Source organism: Massilia alkalitolerans DSM 17462, assembly GCF_000427785.1.
Classification (GTDB): Bacteria; Pseudomonadota; Gammaproteobacteria; order Burkholderiales; family Burkholderiaceae_D; genus Telluria; species Telluria alkalitolerans.
Map to the genome: position 1 here is coordinate 321,433 of NZ_ATYR01000002.1, position 20,133 is coordinate 341,565.

Sequence of the window (20,133 nt, forward strand, 5' to 3'; positions counted from 1 at the left end):
GGCGACGCTTCATATCATCCTGACGGCCCGGCCGATGAACAGGATCGGCCCGGTCGGGCGGCCGATCGGCGAGCCGGCCGGCGGTTCGAGGGTGATCTCGAACAGCTGGTTCGGCTGCAGGGGCGGCAGCTTGCCGAGCGGGACCTCGACCGCCTTGCCTGGCTCGACCAGGCCCAGCGAAACTGGCCCGGCCCAGCCGTCCGCCTTGGTCCATAACTGCAGCGCACGCGACGGCGGCACCTCGGTCGGTCGCAAGGGGACCAGGCGCAGGCTGCCCTCGTCGCTGGACTGCAGCACCCAGCCCGGCGCCATGTCCTGCGGCGCGGCCAGCACCACCATATAGCGTGGCGCCGCCGGTTGCGGCGGCTGCAGCGTGACCACGGCCATCGCGATGGCGGCCGCGAAGCCGGCAGCGGCCAGGCCGCGCCACAGGTTCAGGCGGTCCCACCAGGCGGCGCGCGGCGCCTGCCGTGCGCCGTCCTGCCGGGCCAGCGAACGCGCGATGCGCGGCCACAGCTGAGCGGACGGCTCGACCGGGTCGACCAGCTCAGTCAGCGGCAGCAGCCGCGCTTCCCATGCGGCCAGCGCGGCGCGCAGCGCCGGATCGTGCGGCAACGCCGCTTCCAGTTCGCGGCGCGCAGCGGCAGGCAGGGTGCCGATCACGTACTGGCCGGCCAGGTCCTGCGGATCATCCTTGTTCGCGGCGCTCATCCCATGCACTCCCGCAGCGCTGTCAAACCGCGCTTGATCCATGCCTTGACCGTCCCCAGGGGCGACCCGAGGCGCTGCGCGATCTCGCTGTGCGAGCAGCCGTCGATGTACGCGTACAGGATGCTGTTGCGCTTTGCGGCGTCCAGCCCGACCAGGCAATCGTGCAGGCGCCCGATGTCCTGACGCAGGGCGATGGCGTCGATCATCCCGTGCTCCTGCGCCGTGGTGGCGCCAAGGGCGTCGAGTTCCTCATCGGCGACCGCCAGCTCGCGCTCGCCGCCGCGCACCAGGCTCAAGGCCTGGTTGCGTACCACGCTGTAGATCCAGCCGCGTCCGGCGCCGCGGCCCGGATCGAAGCTGGCGGCCCGGGTCCAGATATTCAGGAAGGCGTCGTGCAGGACATCCTCGGCGATCTGGCGGTGGCGCACAATGCGCAGGGCGACTCCGAGCAGCTTGCGGCCGTCGCGATCGTAGATCCCGCGCAGCGCCGCCTGCTCGCCACGGGCACAGGCGGCAAGCGCTGCCTCGTAGTCGAAATCCGCAGCCGACCTCATGTGAAACGCCGTTCATGCATCGAAAAACCCTGGACAGGAAATAGTTGCCACGATGATAATCGAACTTCCGACGGTGGACGAGCGGATTCGTCGCGAATGACACCGCGCATACCGTTCGAAAGCGGTTCAGCATCGCAACCGCCGCCCCGGCACTTGGCGAACCCGTGATTTTCCTTTATACATACCCGGTTTCCATTCTCATGAGCCGACGACGACCCGCATGAATGTCCTGCCACCCACCCTGCGCCTGACGGCGGGCACCGTCGTCAGCGCCACCTGCGTCGTCGCCCTCCTGTATTTTGGCCGTGAAGTGCTCGAGCCGCTGGCCCTGGCCCTGATCCTCAGCCTGGTGCTGGCGCCGCTGGTGCGCAGCATGACCCGGGTCGGGCTGGCGCGCATGCCGGCCGTGCTGCTGTCGGTGGCCCTGGTCGCTACCGGCGTGGGCGCCATCGGCGCGGTCCTGTTCGACCAGCTGGTGACGATCACGCGCGACCTGCCGCAGTACCGCAAGGCGATCAAGACCAAGGTGGCCAATGTGCGCGAGCTGGTCGAGCGCCCGATCAGCCGCATCGAGGCCGAGCTGAGCGCGGTGGCGCCGGTGCCCGCCGCCGAGGCCGCGCGGGTGCGGCGCGGCAACCTGGTGGTCACCCCCAACCAGCCGCTGCCGGTGGAAGTGCGCACCCCGCGCACCATGAAGGACACGCTGGGGCGGGTCATCAACCTGGTCTGGGGCCCGATCGGCGAGGCCGGCGTGGTGCTGATCCTGCTCGTCTTCATCCTGCTCGAGCAAAGCTCGCTGCGCGACCGGCTGGTGCGCCTGGCCGGCCAGGCCGAGGTCAGCCGTACCATCCGCACGCTGGGCGACGCCGCCCAGGGGGTGTCGCGCTTCTTCTTCTCGCAATTCATCGTGAACTTCACCTTCGGCGTGGTGATCGGCGTGTCGCTCTGGCTGGCCGGGATCCCGCACGCGATCCTGTGGGGCGTGCTGAGCGGGGTGCTGCGCTTCGTGCCCTACCTGGGCGTGCTGCTGGCGGGGACGATCATCGCGGTGTTCGTCGCCGCCATCGACCCGGGCTGGTCGCTGGCGCTCACCTGCATGGCGATCTTCCTGGCCTTCGAGCTGGTGCTGGCCAATTTCATCGAGCCGAAGGTGTACGGCCACAGTTCCGGCCTGTCGCCGCTGGCGGTGATCGTCTCGGCCCTGTTCTGGGGCGCGCTGTGGGGGCCGGTCGGCCTCCTGCTGTCGACCCCGCTGACCCTGTGCCTGGTGGTGGCCGGCCGCCACGTGCGGGCGCTGGCGCCGATCACCATCCTGCTGGGCGACGCGCCCAACATGTCGGACGCCGAGCGCTTCCACCAGCGCGTGCTGGCCGGCGAAGCCGACGAGCTGACCAAGGATGCACGCGCCTACGTGCGCCGCTACAGCTTCGCGCGCTATTGCGACCACGTGCTGCTGCCCGGCCTGCGCATGGCGGTGTCCGACCTCGGCGCCGGCACCATCGACAAGGCGCAGGAAACGCGCATGCGCGCCGTCATCGCCAACATCGCCGACACCGTGGCCTCGGCGTCGGAGAGCGGCGCGCGCGGACGCCGCAAACCGGTGCCGCTGCTGGATGCGAACATCGGCGCCCACCTGCGCCAGATGCGCGAAGCGCGTTTCGGCCGTTGGCAGGGCTCGCTCGACGTGCCGGCCGGCTCGATCGTGCTGTGCGCCGGGCTGGCGTCGGAACGCGACGAGTTCCTCACCGAACTGCTGGTGCGCGCGCTGCGCGAGGGCGACGTCGATGCCCGCAGCCTGGTGGTCGGCGCGCCGGTAGAGCGTCCGGAAGGCAGCGCGCCCGAGCTGGTGTCGACCGTGTTCATCACCTACCCGCGCCAGGACAACTTCGAGGCCTGGCGCGCGGCGGTGGCCGAACTGCGCAGCGACCTGCCGGAAGCGCTGATGGTCACTGTCCTGCTGCCCTACGACGAGCAGCTGCCGAAACGGGCACTGGTCGAAGCATATGTCGACATGATCCTGCGCTCGTTCGAGGAGGGGCTGGCCTTCGTGGCGCCGGACCGCAATGCCGCGCCCCGCAGCGCCATGCCCGAACCCGTTCGTTGAATCGCAGTTTGTTGTTTTCCGACCGTACTCACACAGAAAAATGGGCGAGATTTGCGGCAGTCTTTACGGCTCGGGATGTTTCCCACGTAAAATGCTTGCCTATCGGCACTATTTTTCTCATGGCGGAATATGAAATCGGTTCAACAAGAAGTCGACGAACGCAGCAATCTCACCGGCACCAATAAATTCGAGCTCCTCCTGTTCCGCCTCGGCGGCGACGAGAACGGCGAGCGCAGCGAACTCTTCGGCATCAACGTGTTCAAGATCCGTGAGATCGTCGCGATGCCGGAGATCACCGCCGTGGCCGGCTCGATGCCCCACGTGCTGGGGGTGGTGAACCTGCGCGGCCAGATCATCCAGGTGCTGGACCTGCCTGCGATCGCCGGGGTCAAGCCGAAGACCGGCCTGAACATCATGCTGGTGACGGAATTCGCCCGCACCACCCAGGCCTTCGCCGTCGAGAGCGTCGAGGAAATCGTGCGCCTGGACTGGAACCAGGTGATGTCGGCCGAGCACGCCGCAGGGAGCGGCATGGTCACCAGCATCGCCCGCCTGCCGGAAGAAAATGGCCAGCCGAGCCGCCTGGCGCAGGTGCTCGACGTCGAAACCATCCTGCGCAACATGAACCCGGATTCGGGTCCCGAGATCAACCAGCAGACGGTCGGCGCCAGGATCCAGATCAAGCCGGGTTCGGTCGTGCTGGCCGCGGACGATTCGGTGGTGGCGCGCGCCCTCATCGAACAGGGCCTGGACGCCATGGGCCTGCCCTTCATCATGGTCAAGAGCGGCAAGGAAGCCTGGGAGCAGCTCAACAGCATCGCGAGCGCCGCCGAAGCCGAAGGCAAGAGCGTGCACGACAAGGTCGCCCTGGTGCTGACCGACCTCGAGATGCCCGAAATGGACGGCTTCACGCTCACCCGGACCATCAAGAAGAGCGGCCGCTTCGCCAGCCTGCCGGTGATCATCCATTCCTCGCTGTCCGGCACCACGAACGAAGAGCATGTCAAGAACGTGCAGGCCGACGCCTACGTGGCCAAGTTCTCGGCCGAGGAGCTGGCGGCGACGATCCGGCGCCTCCTGCGCCAGTAAGTCCCGCCAACTCAGGTTTTTTTCACGGCAGTCAACCCGACACGCATCACATTCGTTGTGATGTAACAAACATTAACACATTCGACATCGTGCGCAGCGGCGGAGAATGTATTATTGACAACAAGTCGGTAGCTTATCGGGGGTACCGGCCAGGCGGGGAACACTTTCTCCGCCGACAGGACAAAGCGGGTTCGCGCGGCAAGCATGCCGCCGTTCCCGCGGAGAGCACACCATGCCGCAACGAAGACGAGACGACAACACCGCTGTAACTGCCGAGTACGCCTTCTTTCTGGCGGAAACCCGGGGCCTGCGTTTCGCCCTCGACTACCTCGACAATTGCCATATCCCGCGCGACATCCTGCTGCGCGCCATCGACCAGCCCGAGCGCCGCCGCAAGGGCGAACGGCGCCGCTATCCCCGCAACGACTGAAGCTTCCGCCGACCCGAACCCTGCAAGCGTCCGTGCGCCGTGCTACCGTGGCAGCGCGATCCGGAGGGCCGATCATGGGACATCCATACCGCTGGCAGCCGCTCGACGGCATCGGGCTGGAACACCTGAATCTTGATTACCGGGACGACGTGATCGTTGCCGACGGCGTCGTGGTCGGCGATTGCGGCGACGGCCCCTTCGGCTGCAGCTACCGGATCTGCTGCGATACCGCCTGGCGGGTACGCTCGGTCGAGGTGCACGCGGCCGGCGGCGCCTCCCTGGTGCTTACCAGCGACGGTAGCGGCCACTGGCGCGACGGCGACGGCGCGGTCCAGCCCCAGCTCGGCGGCTGCACCGACGTCGACATCGCCGCCACGCCCTTCACCAACACCCTGCCGGTACGGCGGCTCGGCGCCGTCCTGCAAGCGCGCACCAGGATCGCGGTCGTCTACATTCCCGTGCCCGCGCTGGCGGCGCGCCGCATGGAGCAGGCGTATACCCGGCTGGCCGATGGCCGCTACCTGTACGAGTGGCCGATCGGCGACTTCCAGGCCGAACTGGAACTGGATGCCGACGGCCTGGTGCGGCACTACCCTTCGCTGTTCACCCGGCTGCTCCCGGCCTGAGCGCGCAGCCCTTCCTGCACCCGGTCCAGCAGGGTCTCGAGCTGGCCCAACTCGCCCTCGTCCAGCCCGGCAAGTGCCTGGGCCGCCAGCACCAGGCCGGCCTGCCGCAATTCGGCGTGCACGGCCTGGCCGCTGGCGCTCAGGTACAGGCGGGTGCTGCGGCGGTCGGCCTCGTCGGCGCGTGCCTCCACCAAGCCTTTCTCGCGCAAGCCTTGCACCAGGCGCGTCACCTGCGCCTTGTCGCGGCCCGAGCGCTGCACCAGGTCGCGGCCGGTCGCTCCCGGATGACGCGCGATATGGCCGAGCGCCCGGTTCTCCATGTGGGTGAGTTCGTGGGCACCGGCGCGCAGCGCACGGTATTGCTGGGCGCGATAGAGATGCATGATCTCGTGGATCGCTTCGAAGACGTCGCTGCCGGGGCGAGGGGGAAGCTGGCTCATACGATGGTTGACCTCATCAACTAAATTATCGATAATAGATGATATTATCAACCAATTTGGATCAGCATGGAACAGCCAAACCGCAAGGGCGTACGACGCGTGCGCCATGAACTGCACATCCGTGATGTCACCGTTTCCCGCATTGAAGCGCTCGGCGACTCCTTCATACGCATCCGTTTCCGCGGCGATGGTCTTGCCCGGTTCGTGTCGGCCTCGTTCGACGACCACGTCAAGTTCATCTTCGCCGGCGATGACGGCGCCGAGGTCCGGCGCGACTTTACTCCGCTGGACTATGACGCCGACGCGCGTGAAGTCAGTCTGGAGTTCGCGCTGCATGGCGGCGGCGCGGCGAGCGACTGGGCACGCGCCGCCGCCGTCGGCCAGCCGGCCGTCATTGCGGGACCTCGAGGCTCGATGATCATCCCGGAAGACCTCGACTGGCACTTGCTGGCGGGCGACAGCAGCGCCCTGCCCGCGATCCGGCGCCGCCTGGCCGAGCTGCCTGCCGGCAGCCGGGTGCTGGCCGTGATCGCGGCCGACGGCGCCGACCGCATGCCGCCGGTCTCGCAGGCGCAGGTCGAGGTGTGCTGGGTCGACAGCGACGCGGACCTGGTGGCTGCCCTGCGCGCCCTGTCCCTGCCCAAGGGCGACGGTTTTGCCTGGTTTGCCGGCGAAGCCGCGACTGCCAGGCAGGTTCGCAGCGTTCTGCTCGAGGAAAAGGGGATCGCGAAAGACGCCATGCGCGTCTCCGCATACTGGAAGCAAGGCGTGGCCGACCACCACGAACATCTCGACTGAGCCAATCCCGATAGCGCGTTTCGGGCTGTTTCACCATTGATCTCTGTCTAATGGAAGAGGCCAGTGGATGTTTGTAAAATGCGCACCCTCCGTAATTCACACATATCTGCAATATTCCGTGCAGCGACGCCACATATTGCCAATTTGCATTTCATTCTGCATACAAATCTGTTTAAATTTTGTTCGCAACAGCCGAGGCGATTGATGACTGAATCGATTCACAAGCCTTGCATTCGTTACTTTCATAAAAAGGAAAAGAAATGGCCGATTGCTATGTGGGGGAAATCCGCATGTTCGCCGGAACGTACGCTCCCGAAGGATGGGAGATGTGTAATGGGCAACTTCTTCCCATTTCGGGATACGAGGCGCTGTATACGCTGATCGGCACCACCTATGGCGGAGACGGTCAGACGACTTTCGGCCTGCCCGACCTGCGCGGCAGGGTACCCGTCAGCACGGGCGTGAGCAAACAAGGCATCAACTACAACCTCGGCCAGGCCGGCGGCACCGAAACCGTGACCCTGACGACTGCCGAAATGGGCGTCCATACCCATGCCGTGAATGCGAATTCGGCCCCCGGCACCGACGCCAACGCCGAGAACAGATTCTGGGCCGGACCGACCGTGACCGCTTATGAAAAGCCTGGAACCGCCGCCCTGGTGGCAATGAAGCCGAACGCCATCAGCGTTGCCGGCGGCAATCAGCCGCACGAGAACATGATGCCCTTCATGGCGCTGACCTTCATTATCGCGACGAACGGGATCTTCCCGTCCTTCAATTAAGCAGCGCACGAGAGGAGAATTATCCATGTCCGATTTCTTTTTGGGTGAAATCCGCGCATTCGCATTCGGCCAGGTCCCGCGCGGCTGGATGCCGTGCCAGGGCCAGACCTTGCAGGTCAATCAGAACCAGGCGCTGTTCGCCATCATCGGAACGATGTATGGCGGCGACGGCCGTACTACCTTCAATCTTCCTGACCTGCGCGGCCAGGCGCCCCTGTGCTTCGGTCCGGGCTATCCGCAGGGCGCGGCCGGCGGCAGCGCCACGCACGCGCTGATCGACAAGGAAATACCGACGCACACCCACCAGGCCCTTGCCTCCGCCCAGCCGGCTTCCCAACCTTCGCCTTCCGGCAACACATGGGCCGCGCTGGCCGGCGAATACGCGGCAACGACCAACGTCCAGATGGCCCCGCAGGCACTAGGCACCGCGGGCGGCAGCCAGCCGCACAACAATATGCAGCCTTACCTGGCAATCAATCTGTGCATTGCCATCTCGGGTATTTTCCCGCCACGACAATAAGAAGGAGAGCCGGAGCATGGATTCATACATCGGAGAAGTACGCATTTTCACGGGCCAGTACGCGCCGAACGGCTGGGCAGATTGCAACGGACAGTTGCTGAGCATTCAGCAGTACTCGACGCTGTTCGCGGTCATCGGCGCCATCTACGGTGGTGACGGCCGCACGACCTTCGCCCTGCCGAACCTGAACGGCCGCGTGCCGCTGCACCAGGGAACCGGCAGCGGCTTGACGCAGCGTGTCGTCGGCCAGGTGGGCGGCAGCGCTGCCGTCACCCTGGACCAGACCCAGATGCCTGCCCACGTCCACCTGCCGCAGGCGCTCGACAACCAGGGGTCGACCACCGACCCGACCGCCGCCGTCTGGGCCAAGACGCCGAAGAACATCCGCACGAAAGCCGACACGGCGGGATTCGATCCGACGCCCGACACGGCCATGAACGCGCAGGCGCTGGGGCTGGCGGGCAGCGGCCAGCCGCACAACAACATGCAGCCCTACGTGCCGCTGCGCTTCATCATTTCCCTCGAAGGCGTGTTCCCCAGCAGGCCTTGAGCGTCGTACGCACCAGCTCCCCGCGGCGCCATTGCCGCCGGGGATGATCCTCATCTACCTTCTTCCCCGTCCCCGCCATGACCGAGCCACTCTCGCCCACCACCCTCCCCGCCGAATCGCAAGTTCCGCCGCAGAGTACCGCGCCGCGAGCGGTCGTATTTGTCGAGGCTGACGTTCACGACTATCAAACCCTGCTGGCCACACTGCCGCCGGACACCGAAGTCCACGTCCTCGATGCCGGGCAGGACGGCCTGGCGCGCATGGCGCAGGTATTGGAGGGGCGCAGCGGGATCGACGCGCTGCACATCATTTCCCACGGCAAGGAAGGATCGGTATCGCTCGGTGCGCTGCAGCTGAGTGCCAACACGCTGCCGGCGCGCGCCGCCGAGCTGGCGGCCATCGGCGCCGCGCTGTCGCCGGACGCGGACATCCTGCTGTATGGCTGCGACGTCGGCGCCGGCAGCAACGGCGCCAGCTTCGTCGAGGCGCTGGCGCAGGCCACCGGGGCCGATGTCGCCGCATCGACCGACGCGACCGGGGCGGCGAGCCTGGGCGGAAACTGGACGCTGGAAGCGGCTTCCGGCGACATCGAGGCGGCGCCGCTGTTCAGCGCGGCCACGACGGCCGATTTCGCCGGGCTGTTGGCGACTTTCCCCGCCGGCACGCAAACCTTCGCCGGCTTCAACAATACCACCAAGATCACCCAGGATGGCCTTTTCAGGGTAACGGGGTCGGACGGAACCGGGCACAACTGGCAGATCATGGGCGACGAGCTGGGTGCATATTTCGACCAGGGCCCCACTCTTGCAGGAGGCAGCGTCTTCACCTCGTACATCGAGGTCAGCCTGGCCACGCCGCCTGGCAGCTTCAAGCTGACCGGGATCAACGCCGGTGACTTCGACAACAGCGCCAACGAGTACAACAGTTTTAGCGACATCTATGTGCAAGGCTGGGCAAACGGCAAGATAGTCTATACCACTGCTGCAACCAGTAGTCCGGGCTTCGATGCGCAGTACGCCATCAGTCTGGGCGCCAACGCCGGCAAGATGATCGATTCGTTCAGGATCTACTTTACCGGCGATAACAACGACCAGCCAACCGGGTTCAGCTTCCTGAACTTCAGCTTCACTGCCGGATCGACCTCGCCGGTCATCGAGAATACCGATCCGACCATCAGCGGCGCGGTGGCAGGGCAAGCGGTCAACGACAACGCCACCCTGATGCCGTTTGCCAACATCATCTTCACCGATCCCGATGCCGGCGCCATGGAAACCGTCACCATCAGGCTCGATTCCGCCGCCAAGGGCGCGTTCACGGCGGCCTCGCTGGCCGCCTCGGGCTTTTCCACCAGCGACGGGGGGCTGACCTACACCCATGCGGCGGCATCCCCGGCGGCCATGCAGGCCGCCGTGCGCGCGCTGGTCTACCAGCCGACCGCGAACCGCGTGACGCCAGGCCAAACGGAAACGACGACCTTCACGGTCAGCATCAACGACGGCATCGGCCCGACCGCGACCAACAGCACGACCACGGTCGTAGCGCGCTCGATGAATGACGCGCCGGTGTTCGCCGCAGGCGGCACCACCCTGTCGGCGGCCCAGAATGGCGGCGCGGTCGACGTCAAGAGCCTGGTGCGCGTCACCGATGCCGATCCGGATCAACCCCTGACCTGGTCACAGTCGAGCGCACCCACCCACGGCACCCTGTCCTTCATCGGCACCACGGCCACCAGCGGCGGCGCCAGCATCGCACCGGGCGGCACCCTGAGCTACACGCCGGTCGCCGGCTACGCCGGCACCGACAGCTTCACTGTGCAGGTCAGCGATGCTACCGGCACCAGCACCCGCACCATCACCGTCAACGTCGCCCCGGCCGCGCCGGGCGCGCCCGACCTGGCGCCAGGCAGCGACAGCGGCACCCTGGACACCGATAACATCACCAACGCCACTACCCTGTCCTTCAGCGGCACCAGCGCCAACGCGGACTCCAGCAGCACGGTCCGCGTCTTCGTCGACAGGAACGGCAACGGCAGCTACGACGTCGGCACCGACCTGACCGGCACCAGCACGGTCGTGAACGGCCTCTGGACGGTGAACGGCATCAACGTATCCGGCCTGGCCGACGGCGCCTACCATGCCTATGCCCAGGTCACATCAAGCGACGGCACCCAGACCAGCGCCACCGGCAGCGCGCTGGCGGTCACCATCGACCGTACCGGACCCACGCTGGCAATCACCAGCAACAAGAGCACCCTCAAGGCCGGCGAGACCACCACCATCACCTTCACCTTCAACGAAGACCCCGGCACCACCTTCACCTGGAACGGCAGCAGCGGCGACGTGACCGTCAGCGGCGGCACGCTGGGCGCCATCTCGGGCAGCGGCCTGACCCGCACCGCCACCTTCACGCCCACCAACGGCGTCAACGGCGGCACGGCCAGCATCAGCGTGGCCCCCGGCAGTTACGCCGACACGGCCGGTAATGGCGGCGGCGCCGGCAACACGCCGTCGATCAGTTTCGACACTCTGGCGCCGGCAGTCAGCTCGATCGTCCGCGCCAACGCCACGCCGAGCAGCGCCACCTCGGTGCAGTACACCGTCACCTTCGACAGCACCGTTACCGGCGTCGACGCCGGCGATTTCCAGCTGACGACCACCGGAAACGCGGCCGGCAGCATCGCCGCGGTCAGCGGCAGCGGCAGCACCTACACCGTCACGGTCAACGGGATCACCGGTGACGGCACCATGAGGCTCGACCTGAAGAGCAGCGCCACCGGCATCGCCGACACGGCCGGCAATGCCGCGGGCGGGTATACCGGCGGCCAAGTTTACACCTTCGACCATACTGCCCCGGCGGTCAATTCGGTGGCGGTACCGGCATCGGCCACCTACCGGACCGGCCAGAACCTGGACTTCACGGTCAACTTCAACGAGACCGTAGTGGTCGACACGACTGGCGGGACGCCGTCCCTCGCGCTCACGCTCGACACTGGCGGGACCGTACAGGCCTTCTACGTGGGTGGCTCGGGCAGCAGCGCGCTGAGCTTCCGCTATACCGTCTCGAGCGGCCAGGCGGACAACAACGGTGTCGCCCTCGGCGCCAGCATCGCGCTGGGCGGCGCCACCATCAGGGACGCAGTGGGCAACAACGTCGCAACGGCACTCAACGGTGTCGGCTCGACTTCCGGCGTGCTGGTTGCGGCGCTGGCGCCGACCGTCAGCGCCATCGAGCGGGTCGGCCAGGCGCTCACCAAGGCCACCAGCGTCGACTACACCGTCACCTTCTCGGAAAGCGTCACCGGCGTCGACGCGAGCGACTTCACCCTGACGGGCAGCGGCGTGAGCGGCACGATCGCCGGCGTCAGCGGCAGCGGCAGCACGTATACCGTCACCGTCGACAACATCAGTGGCGACGGCCCGCTGCGCCTGGACCTGAATGCCAGCGGCACCGGTATCGCCAACGCCAGCAGCCAGGGCGTGTCCGGCGGCTTTACGGCCGGCCAGTCGTACACGATCGACCAGACCGCCCCGCTGCTCGCCGCTGCGATCTCGATCTCCGACACGGCCCTCAAGATCGGCGACAGCGCCACCGTCACATTCGCCTTCACCGAGGCCGTGACCGGCTTCACGGCCGGCGACGTCACCGTGCCGGGAGGTACGCTCACCAACCTGAGCTCGGGCGACGGCGGCCGCACCTGGACCGCCACCCTGCTGCCGAGCGCCGGCGCCAGCAGCGCGGCCAACGTGCTGACCCTGAACTACGGCGGCATCGCCGACCTGGCCGGCAACGCCGGCAGCGGCACGGCCCAGAGCGGCAACTTCGCCGTCGACACTGTGCGCCCGAGCCTGGCCTCCAGCATCGCGATCTCCGACACGGTGCTCGCCATCGGCGGCAGCGCCACCGTGACCTTCACCTTCACCGAGGCGGTGACCGGCTTCACCGCCGCCGACGTCAGCGTCGCCAACGGCACGCTTTCGAGCCTGGCCTCGAGCGACGGCGGCCTCACCTGGACCGCGACCCTGATGCCCGCCGCCGGAACCAGCGACGCCACCAACGTCCTGACCCTGAACTATCCCGGCATCGCCGACCTGGCCGGCAACGCCGGCAGCGGCACCGTCGACAGCGGCAATTATCGCGTCGACACCGTTCGTCCAAGCCTGGCCGCCGGCATCACGATCTCCGACACCGCCTTGTCGGCCGGCGACAACGCCACCGTCACCTTCACGTTCACCGAAGCTGTCACCGGCTTCACCGCGGACGACGTCACGGTCCCCAACGGCAGCCTGTCGAACCTGGCGTCAAACGACGGCGGCATCACCTGGACCGCGACCCTGACGCCTGCGGCCGGCGTCAACGACACCAGCAACCTGCTGACCCTGAACTATGCCGGCATCACCGACCTGGCCGGCAATGCCGGCAGCGGCACCGTCGCCAGCCCCAACTACGCCGTCCGGACCACGGTGCCGGTACTGGCTTCGCCCATCGCCATCTCCGACACCGCGCTCACGATCGGCGACAGCGCCACCGTCACCTTCGCCTTCAGCGAGGCGGTCACCGGCTTCACGGTCGCCGACGTTACCGTGCCGAACGGCAGCCTGTCCAACCTGTCCAGCAGCGACGGCGGCGTCACCTGGACCGCGACACTGACCCCCGCCGCCGGCAGCACCGACGCCAGCAATGTCCTGACCCTGAACTATGCCGGCATCGCCAACCTGGCCGGCAATGCGGGAAGCGGCAGCGCCGACAGCGCCAACTACACGGTCGACACCGTCCGCCCGAGCCTGGCGACGAGCATCCTCATCTCCGATACCGCGCTCAAGAGCGGCGACACGGCCACCGTCACCTTCAGCTTCAGCGAAGCCGTCACCGGCTTCACCACGTCCGACGTGACCGTGCCGAACGGCACCCTGTCGAACCTGGCCTCAAACGACGGCGGCATCACCTGGACCGCGACCCTGAGCCCGGACACCGGCGTCGTCGCCGCCAGCAACGTGCTCACGCTGAACTACGCGGGCATCGCCGACCTGGCCGGCAATGCCGGCAGCGGCACTGTCAACAGCGGCAATTATGTGGTCGAGACAACGGCGCCGGTGCTGGCTTCGCCGATCACGATTTCCGACAGCGCGCTCAAGATCGGCGACAGCGCCACCGTCACCTTCGTCTTCAACGCGCCGGTGACCGGCTTCACCACCGCGGACATCGCCGTGCCGAACGGTAGCCTGTCCAACCTCGCCACCAGCGACGGCGGCACGACCTGGACCGCGACCTTGAGCCCGGATGCCAACGCCAGCGACGCGAGCAACGTGCTGACCCTGGACTACAGCGGCATCGCCAACCTGGCCGGCAACGCCGGCAGCGGAACTGCCGGCAGCGGCAACTACGCCGTCGACACCGTGCGCCCGACGCTGGCGTCCAGCATCGCGATCTCGAACGCGGCACTCGCCATCGGCGGCAGCGCGACCGTGAGCTTCGCCTTCACCGAGGCGGTGACCGGCTTCACCGCCGCCGACGTCAGCGTGGCCAACGGCAGCCTGTCCGGCCTGAGCTCGAGCGACGGCGGCATTACCTGGACCGCGACACTGACGCCTGCGGCCAACGCCAGCGCCACCAGCAACGTCCTGACCCTGAACTATGCGGGCATCGCGGACCTGGCGGGCAACGCCGGCAGCGGCAGCGCCGACAGCGGCAACTACGCGGTCGATACCGTGCGCCCGACGCTGGCCTCCAGCATCGTCATCTCCGACACCGCCCTGAAGACCGGCGACAGCACCAGCGTCACCTTTACGTTCACCGAAGCCGTGAGCGGTTTTACCACCGGCGACGTCACCGCCCCCAACGGCACCCTGTCGAACCTGGCGTCGAACGACGGCGGCATCACCTGGACTGCAACCCTGACGCCTGCAGCCGGCGCAAGCAGCGCCAGCAACGTGCTGACCCTGAACTACGCGGGCATCACCGACCTGGCCGGCAATGCCGGCAGCGGTACTGTCAGCAGCGGCAACTACGCGGTCGACACGACGGCGCCGGTGCTGGCGGCGCCGATCGCGGTTTCCGGCACCGCGCTCAAGATCGGCGACAGCGCCACCGTCACCTTCGTGTTCAACCAGGCGGTCACCGGCTTCACGGCAGCCGACGTCACCGTGCCGAACGGCAGCCTGTCCAACCTCGCCACCAGCGACGGCGGCACCACCTGGACCGCGACCTTGAGTCCGGTTGCCGGCGCCAGCGATGCGAGCAACGTCCTGACCCTGGACCTCGGTGGCATCGCTAACCTGGCCGGCAACGCCGGCAGCGGCAGCGCCGACAGCGCCAACTACGCGGTCGACACCGTGCGCCCGACGCTGGCGTCCAGCATCGCGATCTCGAACGCGGCACTCGCCCTTGGCGGCAGCGCCACGGTGACCTTCACCTTCACCGAGGCGGTGAGCGGCTTCACCGCCGCCGACGTGAGTGTCGCCAACGGCGCCCTGTCCGGCCTGAGCTCGAGCGACGGCGGCATCACCTGGACCGCGACCCTGACCCCTTCGGCCGACACCACGGCCGCCGCCAACGTGCTGACCCTGGACTACGCCGGCATCGCCGACCTGGCCGGAAACGCCGGCACCGGCAGCGCCGCCAGCGGCAGCTACGCCGTCGATACGGTGCGCCCGACGCTGGCTTCCGGCATCCTCATCTCCGACACCGCCCTGAAGACCGGCGACAGCGCCACCGTTACCTTCACCTTCACCGAAGCCGTGAGCGGTTTCACCAGGGACGACGTGAGCGTCCCCAACGGCACCCTGTCGGGCCTGGCGTCAAGCGACGGCGGCATCACCTGGACCGCGTCCCTGGCGCCCGCGGCCGGAACCAGCGCCGCCGGCAACGTGCTGACCCTGGACTACGCCGGCGTCACCGACCTGGCCGGCAATGCCGGCAGCGGCACCGTCGCCAGCACCAACTATGCCGTCCAGACGACGGCGCCGAAGCTGGCCTCGCCCATCACGATCTCCGACAGCGCGCTCAAGATCGGCGACAGCGCCACCGTCACCTTCGTATTCACCGAAGCCGTCACCGGCTTCACGGTCGACGACGTCACCGTGCCGAGCGGCAGCCTGTCCAACCTGGCCAGCAGCGACGGCGGGAGCACCTGGACCGCGACCCTGCTGCCCGCCGCCGACGCCAGCAGCGCCGCCAACTTCCTGACCCTGGACTTGAGCGGCATCGCCAGCGTCGCCGGCAACGCCGGCAGCGGCAGCGCCGACAGCGGCTCCTATGCGGTCGACACGCGCGCGCCGACGGCAACGGTGACCATGTCCGACACCGACCTGCGCGCCGGCGAGACCGCGCAGGTGACGGTGAGCTTCAGCGAAGCCGTCACCGGTTTCAGCGACGCTGCGGTCAGCGCCGCCAACGGCAGCCTGGGCGACTTCGCCAGCACCGACGGCGGGCGTAGCTGGAGCGCGACCTTCACCCCGGCCGCCGAGACGTCGGCTATGGCCAACGTCATTTCGGTCAACCTGGCAGGCGTCCTCGATGCCGCCGGCAACCCCGCCACCGGCAGCGCGGTGTCGCCGTCGTATGTGGTCAGGACCGCGTCGGCGCCGCCGCCGGCGACCGGCCTGGTCGACGGCGTGCCGATCTTCACCCAAGTCGGGCCGGTCGACCCGGCCACCGGTGTCGCGACCGCGAGCTTGACGATCCCGGTGATCGAAGCCACGCGTTCGGACGACCCGAACTCCGCCCACGGCAACCTGGCCGACATCCCGCTGGGCCTGGGCCAGGCGAACGGCCCGCGCACCGAACTGCTGGTCAGCCTGCCGACCGGCACCGGCATGCAGGTCGAAGGTCCCGCCAGCCTGCTGAGCAACGCCCAGGCGCTGCTCGACCTGATCCGCCGGATCGAGAACAAGACCGAGGCCGGCTCGAGCGTCCAGGCCGACATGACCGGCCAGGGCGGCAGCTTCCTGTCCAGCCTCGCGCCGAACACCCTGTTGGAGAGCAAGACGGTGGTGCTCACGGCGGGGTCGGCCACGCCACAGACCATCCTGATCAACGGCAGTTCCACCACGCCGGCCAACGGCGGCAGCAATGCCACCGCGATCGGCCTGGTGCTCGATGCCACGGCGCTGCCGAGCGGCAGCGTACTGCAACTGAACAACGTCGACTTCGCGGCCATCATCGGCGCGGCCACCCTGCGCGGCGGCGACGGCCGCAACTACGTGACCGGCGACGACGCTCGCCAGAATATTTTCCTGGGCGCGGACGACGACGTGCTCGCGGGTGGCGGCGGCGACGACATCATCGGTAGCGCCGGCGGCGACGACCTGCTCGACGGCGGCGACGGCGCCGACATCGTCGTCGGCGGCATCGGCAACGACCGCCTGATCGGCGGCGCAGGCGACGACGTCCTGCAGGGCGGCCGCAGCAGCCAGGGCGGCTGGCAGTTCTACCTGGACGCCGCCGGCACCCTCAAGGCACAGCACGAGACCGCGCTGTTCGCCCCGGGCCAGAAGGAAACCCTGGCGCTGGGCGAGCTGAACGGCGCAGCCGAAGGCCTGTCCTTCCTCGCGGCCGACAAGGCAATGCTGTCCTCGCTGTCCCTGCTCTACCATGCCGCTTTCGGCCGCGCGCCGGACCTGACCGGACTGGAATACTGGGCCCGCGCCGGCACCGACATCGGCGCCGTGGCCAAGCTGTTCCTGCAGTCCGCCGAATGGCAGGACGGCGCCGGCGGCGCGCTCTCCGACAGCGCCTTCGTCCAGGCGCTGTACCAGAACGCCTTCGGCCGCCAGGCCGACAGCGGCGGGCTGGCCTTCTGGCTCGGGAAACTGGCTGGCGCCGCCGGTGCGCCGGCCATGAGCCGGGTCGACATGATGCTGGCGCTCTCGCAGAGCAGCGAACACAAGCTGGCCTGGAACACCGTCGATGGCTACCTGATCGGCGCGGGCAGCGTGGCCCGCGAAAACGATTGGATCGCCGGCAGTGGCGACGACCGTCTCGAGGGCGGTGCCGGCAGCAACGTGCTGGTGGGCGGCGACGGCATCGATACGGCCGTGTACGCCGGCAAGATGCTCGATTACCGCTTCATCATCGACAGCGCCGGCCACCTGAAGGTGGCCAACCGGGCCAACGCCGACGTCGACCAGCTGTTCGGCATCGAGAAAGGCGCGTTCAGCGACGGCACCGTGGACCTGGGCTTCCTGCAAGGGAAGCTGTCCACGCTGACCCAGCTGGGCCTGCTGTACCAGGCGGTACTCGACCGTGCGGGCGACCTCGGCGGCTTCCAGTGGTGGCTCTCCACCGGCATGGACGGCGCCCAGCTGGTGCAGGGCTTCACCCAGACGACCGAATTCAAGGCGCGCTACGACGGCGCCAGCGACGCTGCCTTCGTCAAGGCGCTGTTCGACAACTCCGGCCTGGACGCCGGCGCCGCGGGCGGTGTCGCGCACTGGGAAAACTACCTGCGCACGCACACCCGCGCCGAGTTGATCGGCAGCTGGCTGCAGTCCGGCGATATGGCCGGCGCACAGTTCGCCGGCCAGGGCTTGTGGCTGGTCTGAGCGCAGCCTCGGACGGCGGCGCAGGGGACGCAGCGGCGCTGGCCGCGTTGTGGGAACGCAGCGCCAGCCAGGGCAGGGGAAATCCGGACGGCGAGGCGGTGCCGTGGCAGCGCCAGCTGCGGGCGCTGTACCGGCGCGGCATCTCCCTCGAGAGCGCCCTGCGCTACCTGTACGGCGAGCGCCCAAGCCGCGAAGCCTTCCAGGCCTGGCTGCTGGAGCGCACCCGTGCGCCGCTGGCCGCGCCGGCAGGGGCGCCTGCCGCGGGCGAAGCCGCGCTGTCCGCCGCGCAGCAGGAGTTCTGGGAGCGCCACGGCTACCTGGTGCTGCCCGGCGCCGCATCGAGCGCGCAATGCGAGGCGGCGCGCCGGGCCATCTGGGAATGCCTCGGCGCCAGCCCGGAGAATCCGGCCAGCTGGTACCGGGAACACCCTGCCAGGCGCGGCATGATGCTGGACTTTTCCGACCATCCGGCGCTGGCGGCCAACCGCGCCCTGCCGGCCGTGCGGCGCGCCTGCGAAGCCTTGTACGGCTCGGCCGACATCTACCCGACCATCGACAAGGTCAGCTTCAATCCGCCGGAAACTGGCGGCTGGCGCTTCCAGGGCAGTCCCCTGCATTGGGACGCGAGCCTGAGCCTGCCGGTGCCGTTCCGGCTGCAGGGCCTGCTCTACCTGGGCGACTGCGGTCCGCAGGACGGCGCCTTCCACTGCGTCCCCGGCTTTCACCGGCGACTGCCGGAATGGCTGTCCACGGTGCCGGCCGGCGTCCACCCGCGCGACTGGGCCTTGACCGACCTGCGCCCGGAGCCGGTGCCCGGCCGGGCCGGCGACTTCATCCTCTGGCACCAGGCCCTGCCGCACTGCGCCACGCCCAACCGCGGCGACTTGCCGCGGCTGGTGCAATACCTCACCTACCTGCCGGAATCCGGCGACGAGCTCACCGAATGGATCTGACACAACCGCACGACAACAGCAACACCGACGACGCAGGCCAGGCTGCGCTGAGCGACCTGGAGCAGCTGCGCGCGCTCGCCCGCGCCATCCTGGCCGCGGGCCCGGACCTGCACGAGGCCATCGTCCCGATCCAGGACCTGCGCCTGCTGGCCGAACGCCTGTCCCGGATGGACATGTCGGTGCACCTGAACATCGGGGACGGCCAGAGCTGGCTGGATTCGGGTCTGGCGGTCTCGCCCGTGACCGCCGCGCTGTGCGCGCGCGAATTCCTGCGCAGCGCCGCCTTCATCCAGGGCGCCGCCCGGGCGATGGACGCGGCCGCGGCGCGTGCCGGAGGCCGCCCGGTGCGGGTGCTGTACGCCGGCTGCGGCCCGTTCGCCTTCCTGCTGCTGCCCCTGCTGGCCCTGTGGCCGGCCGACCGGGCCCGCTTCACCCTGCTCGACATCCATGCCGAGGCGCTGGCCCCGGCGCGCCGGCTGGTGGCGGCCCTGGGCCTGGAAGCGGGCGTGGCGGCCTGGGTGCAGGCCGACGCCGCGACCTGGCGGCTCGACCCGGAGGCGCTGCCCGACGTGATCGTGAGCGAAACCATGAGCGCGGCGCTCAAGCGCGAACCGCAGGTGGCGATCACCCGCAACCTGCTCGGCCAGGCGCCAGGGGCGCTGATGGTGCCGGCCGAGGTGCGGGTCGATGGCGTGCTATGCGAGCGGCCCGACGCGCACACCGCATGGCACGAATCCACGGCCCTGGGCCAGGTGTTCGCGCTGAATGCGGCGGCGGTGCAGACCTGGGACGCCGCCCCCGACGGCAGCCTGCCGGCAGCGGTCATCACCCTGCCGCCGGTACTGGCCCCGCACAACACGCTGCGCCTCTTGACCGAAATCACCGTCTTCGACGACATCGTGCTGCGCCAGGGCGACTGCAGCCTGAACACCCCGCGCTTCCTCGACGGCAAGCCCGCCTTCGAAGGCGGCCAGCAGTTGCGTTTCCGCTACCGGCTGGGCGCGGATCCCGGGATCGAGTACATGGAGCCTGCCTGA

14 protein-coding genes are annotated in these 20,133 nt (G+C 68.3%); 11 read left to right on the forward strand and 3 right to left on the reverse strand.

All coding sequences use genetic code 11. From position 1 onward, the window contains the following. Positions 1-9: 9 nt before the first annotated feature. Positions 10-711: an anti-sigma factor gene (locus tag YWC_RS0103370; RefSeq protein ID WP_027864107.1), complete on the reverse strand. Its 702-nt coding sequence runs from the start codon at positions 709-711 to the stop codon at positions 10-12. Next, positions 708-1,265 (reverse strand): sigma-70 family RNA polymerase sigma factor, encoded by a 558-nt coding sequence (locus YWC_RS0103375; RefSeq protein WP_027864108.1) that lies wholly within the window; start codon positions 1,263-1,265, stop codon positions 708-710. Before YWC_RS0103375 ends, YWC_RS0103370 begins: the two co-directional genes overlap by 4 nt. 220 nt (positions 1,266-1,485) lie before the next feature. Here YWC_RS0103375 and YWC_RS0103380 point away from each other — a divergent pair, with 220 nt between their 5' ends. From YWC_RS0103380 to YWC_RS32625, 4 genes are all read left to right on the forward strand, one after another. Beyond that, a complete protein-coding gene (locus YWC_RS0103380) occupies positions 1,486-3,369 on the forward strand; it encodes an AI-2E family transporter (protein ID WP_027864109.1) in 1,884 nt (627 codons plus the stop codon). A gap of 129 nt (positions 3,370-3,498) precedes the next feature. Next, positions 3,499-4,458 carry a chemotaxis protein gene (locus tag YWC_RS0103385; RefSeq protein ID WP_027864110.1) on the forward strand — a complete coding sequence of 320 codons (960 nt, stop codon included), beginning with the start codon at positions 3,499-3,501 and terminating at the stop codon, positions 4,456-4,458. A gap of 232 nt (positions 4,459-4,690) precedes the next feature. Then, positions 4,691-4,888 carry a hypothetical protein gene (locus tag YWC_RS32620; protein ID WP_027864111.1) on the forward strand — a complete coding sequence of 66 codons (198 nt, stop codon included), beginning with the start codon at positions 4,691-4,693 and terminating at the stop codon, positions 4,886-4,888. A gap of 74 nt (positions 4,889-4,962) precedes the next feature. Beyond that, complete coding sequence (locus YWC_RS32625; RefSeq protein WP_027864112.1) at positions 4,963-5,514, forward strand: putative glycolipid-binding domain-containing protein; 552 nt, start codon at positions 4,963-4,965, stop codon at positions 5,512-5,514. On the opposite strand, the gene YWC_RS0103400 is transcribed toward YWC_RS32625, so the two are convergent. Next, positions 5,478-5,954 carry a MarR family winged helix-turn-helix transcriptional regulator gene (locus YWC_RS0103400; RefSeq protein WP_156923460.1) on the reverse strand — a complete coding sequence of 159 codons (477 nt, stop codon included), beginning with the start codon at positions 5,952-5,954 and terminating at the stop codon, positions 5,478-5,480. The genes YWC_RS32625 and YWC_RS0103400 overlap by 37 nt on opposite strands. Before the next feature lie 66 nt (positions 5,955-6,020). On the opposite strand from YWC_RS0103400, the gene YWC_RS0103405 reads away from it, so the two are divergent. From YWC_RS0103405 to YWC_RS0103435, 7 genes are all read left to right on the forward strand, one after another. Beyond that, positions 6,021-6,752: a siderophore-interacting protein gene (locus tag YWC_RS0103405; protein WP_027864114.1), complete on the forward strand. Its 732-nt coding sequence runs from the start codon at positions 6,021-6,023 to the stop codon at positions 6,750-6,752. Positions 6,753-7,012: 260 nt separating this feature from the next. Beyond that, positions 7,013-7,534 (forward strand): phage tail protein, encoded by a 522-nt coding sequence (locus YWC_RS0103410; protein WP_027864115.1) that lies wholly within the window; start codon positions 7,013-7,015, stop codon positions 7,532-7,534. Positions 7,535-7,559: 25 nt separating this feature from the next. Beyond that, positions 7,560-8,054, forward strand: a complete 495-nt coding sequence (locus YWC_RS0103415; protein ID WP_027864116.1) for a phage tail protein — start codon at positions 7,560-7,562, stop codon at positions 8,052-8,054. Positions 8,055-8,070: 16 nt separating this feature from the next. Further along, positions 8,071-8,604, forward strand: coding sequence for a phage tail protein (locus YWC_RS0103420; RefSeq protein WP_027864117.1), 534 nt, complete (start codon positions 8,071-8,073; stop codon positions 8,602-8,604). A gap of 77 nt (positions 8,605-8,681) precedes the next feature. After that, on the forward strand, positions 8,682-18,143 hold the full coding sequence (locus tag YWC_RS28125) for an Ig-like domain-containing protein (RefSeq protein ID WP_051306178.1): 9,462 nt from the start codon (positions 8,682-8,684) through the stop codon (positions 18,141-18,143). Beyond that, the gene (locus YWC_RS33285) at positions 18,131-19,096 is read left to right on the forward strand and encodes a phytanoyl-CoA dioxygenase family protein (RefSeq protein ID WP_051306179.1); all 966 of its coding nucleotides are present in this window, start codon (positions 18,131-18,133) and stop codon (positions 19,094-19,096) included. Before YWC_RS28125 ends, YWC_RS33285 begins: the two co-directional genes overlap by 13 nt. Continuing rightward, entirely contained in the window at positions 19,087-20,133 is a 1,047-nt protein-coding gene (locus tag YWC_RS0103435; protein ID WP_027864118.1) for an SAM-dependent methyltransferase, read from the forward strand. Before YWC_RS33285 ends, YWC_RS0103435 begins: the two co-directional genes overlap by 10 nt.

Excerpts from the sequence above, each read along its gene's own strand:
- YWC_RS0103370 (WP_027864107.1), bottom strand. The coding sequence starts at position 711 with ATGAGCGCCGCGAACAAGGATGATCCGCAGGACCTGGCCGGCCAGTAC.
- YWC_RS0103375 (WP_027864108.1), bottom strand. The coding sequence starts at position 1,265 with ATGAGGTCGGCTGCGGATTTCGACTACGAGGCAGCGCTTGCCGCCTGT.
- YWC_RS0103380 (WP_027864109.1), top strand. The coding sequence starts at position 1,486 with ATGAATGTCCTGCCACCCACCCTGCGCCTGACGGCGGGCACCGTCGTC.
- YWC_RS0103385 (WP_027864110.1), top strand. The coding sequence starts at position 3,499 with ATGAAATCGGTTCAACAAGAAGTCGACGAACGCAGCAATCTCACCGGC.
- YWC_RS32620 (WP_027864111.1), top strand. The coding sequence starts at position 4,691 with ATGCCGCAACGAAGACGAGACGACAACACCGCTGTAACTGCCGAGTAC.
- YWC_RS32625 (WP_027864112.1), top strand. The coding sequence starts at position 4,963 with ATGGGACATCCATACCGCTGGCAGCCGCTCGACGGCATCGGGCTGGAA.
- YWC_RS0103400 (WP_156923460.1), bottom strand. The coding sequence starts at position 5,954 with ATGAGCCAGCTTCCCCCTCGCCCCGGCAGCGACGTCTTCGAAGCGATC.
- YWC_RS0103405 (WP_027864114.1), top strand. The coding sequence starts at position 6,021 with ATGGAACAGCCAAACCGCAAGGGCGTACGACGCGTGCGCCATGAACTG.
- YWC_RS0103410 (WP_027864115.1), top strand. The coding sequence starts at position 7,013 with ATGGCCGATTGCTATGTGGGGGAAATCCGCATGTTCGCCGGAACGTAC.
- YWC_RS0103415 (WP_027864116.1), top strand. The coding sequence starts at position 7,560 with ATGTCCGATTTCTTTTTGGGTGAAATCCGCGCATTCGCATTCGGCCAG.
- YWC_RS0103420 (WP_027864117.1), top strand. The coding sequence starts at position 8,071 with ATGGATTCATACATCGGAGAAGTACGCATTTTCACGGGCCAGTACGCG.
- YWC_RS28125 (WP_051306178.1), top strand. The coding sequence starts at position 8,682 with ATGACCGAGCCACTCTCGCCCACCACCCTCCCCGCCGAATCGCAAGTT.
- YWC_RS0103435 (WP_027864118.1), top strand. The coding sequence starts at position 19,087 with ATGGATCTGACACAACCGCACGACAACAGCAACACCGACGACGCAGGC.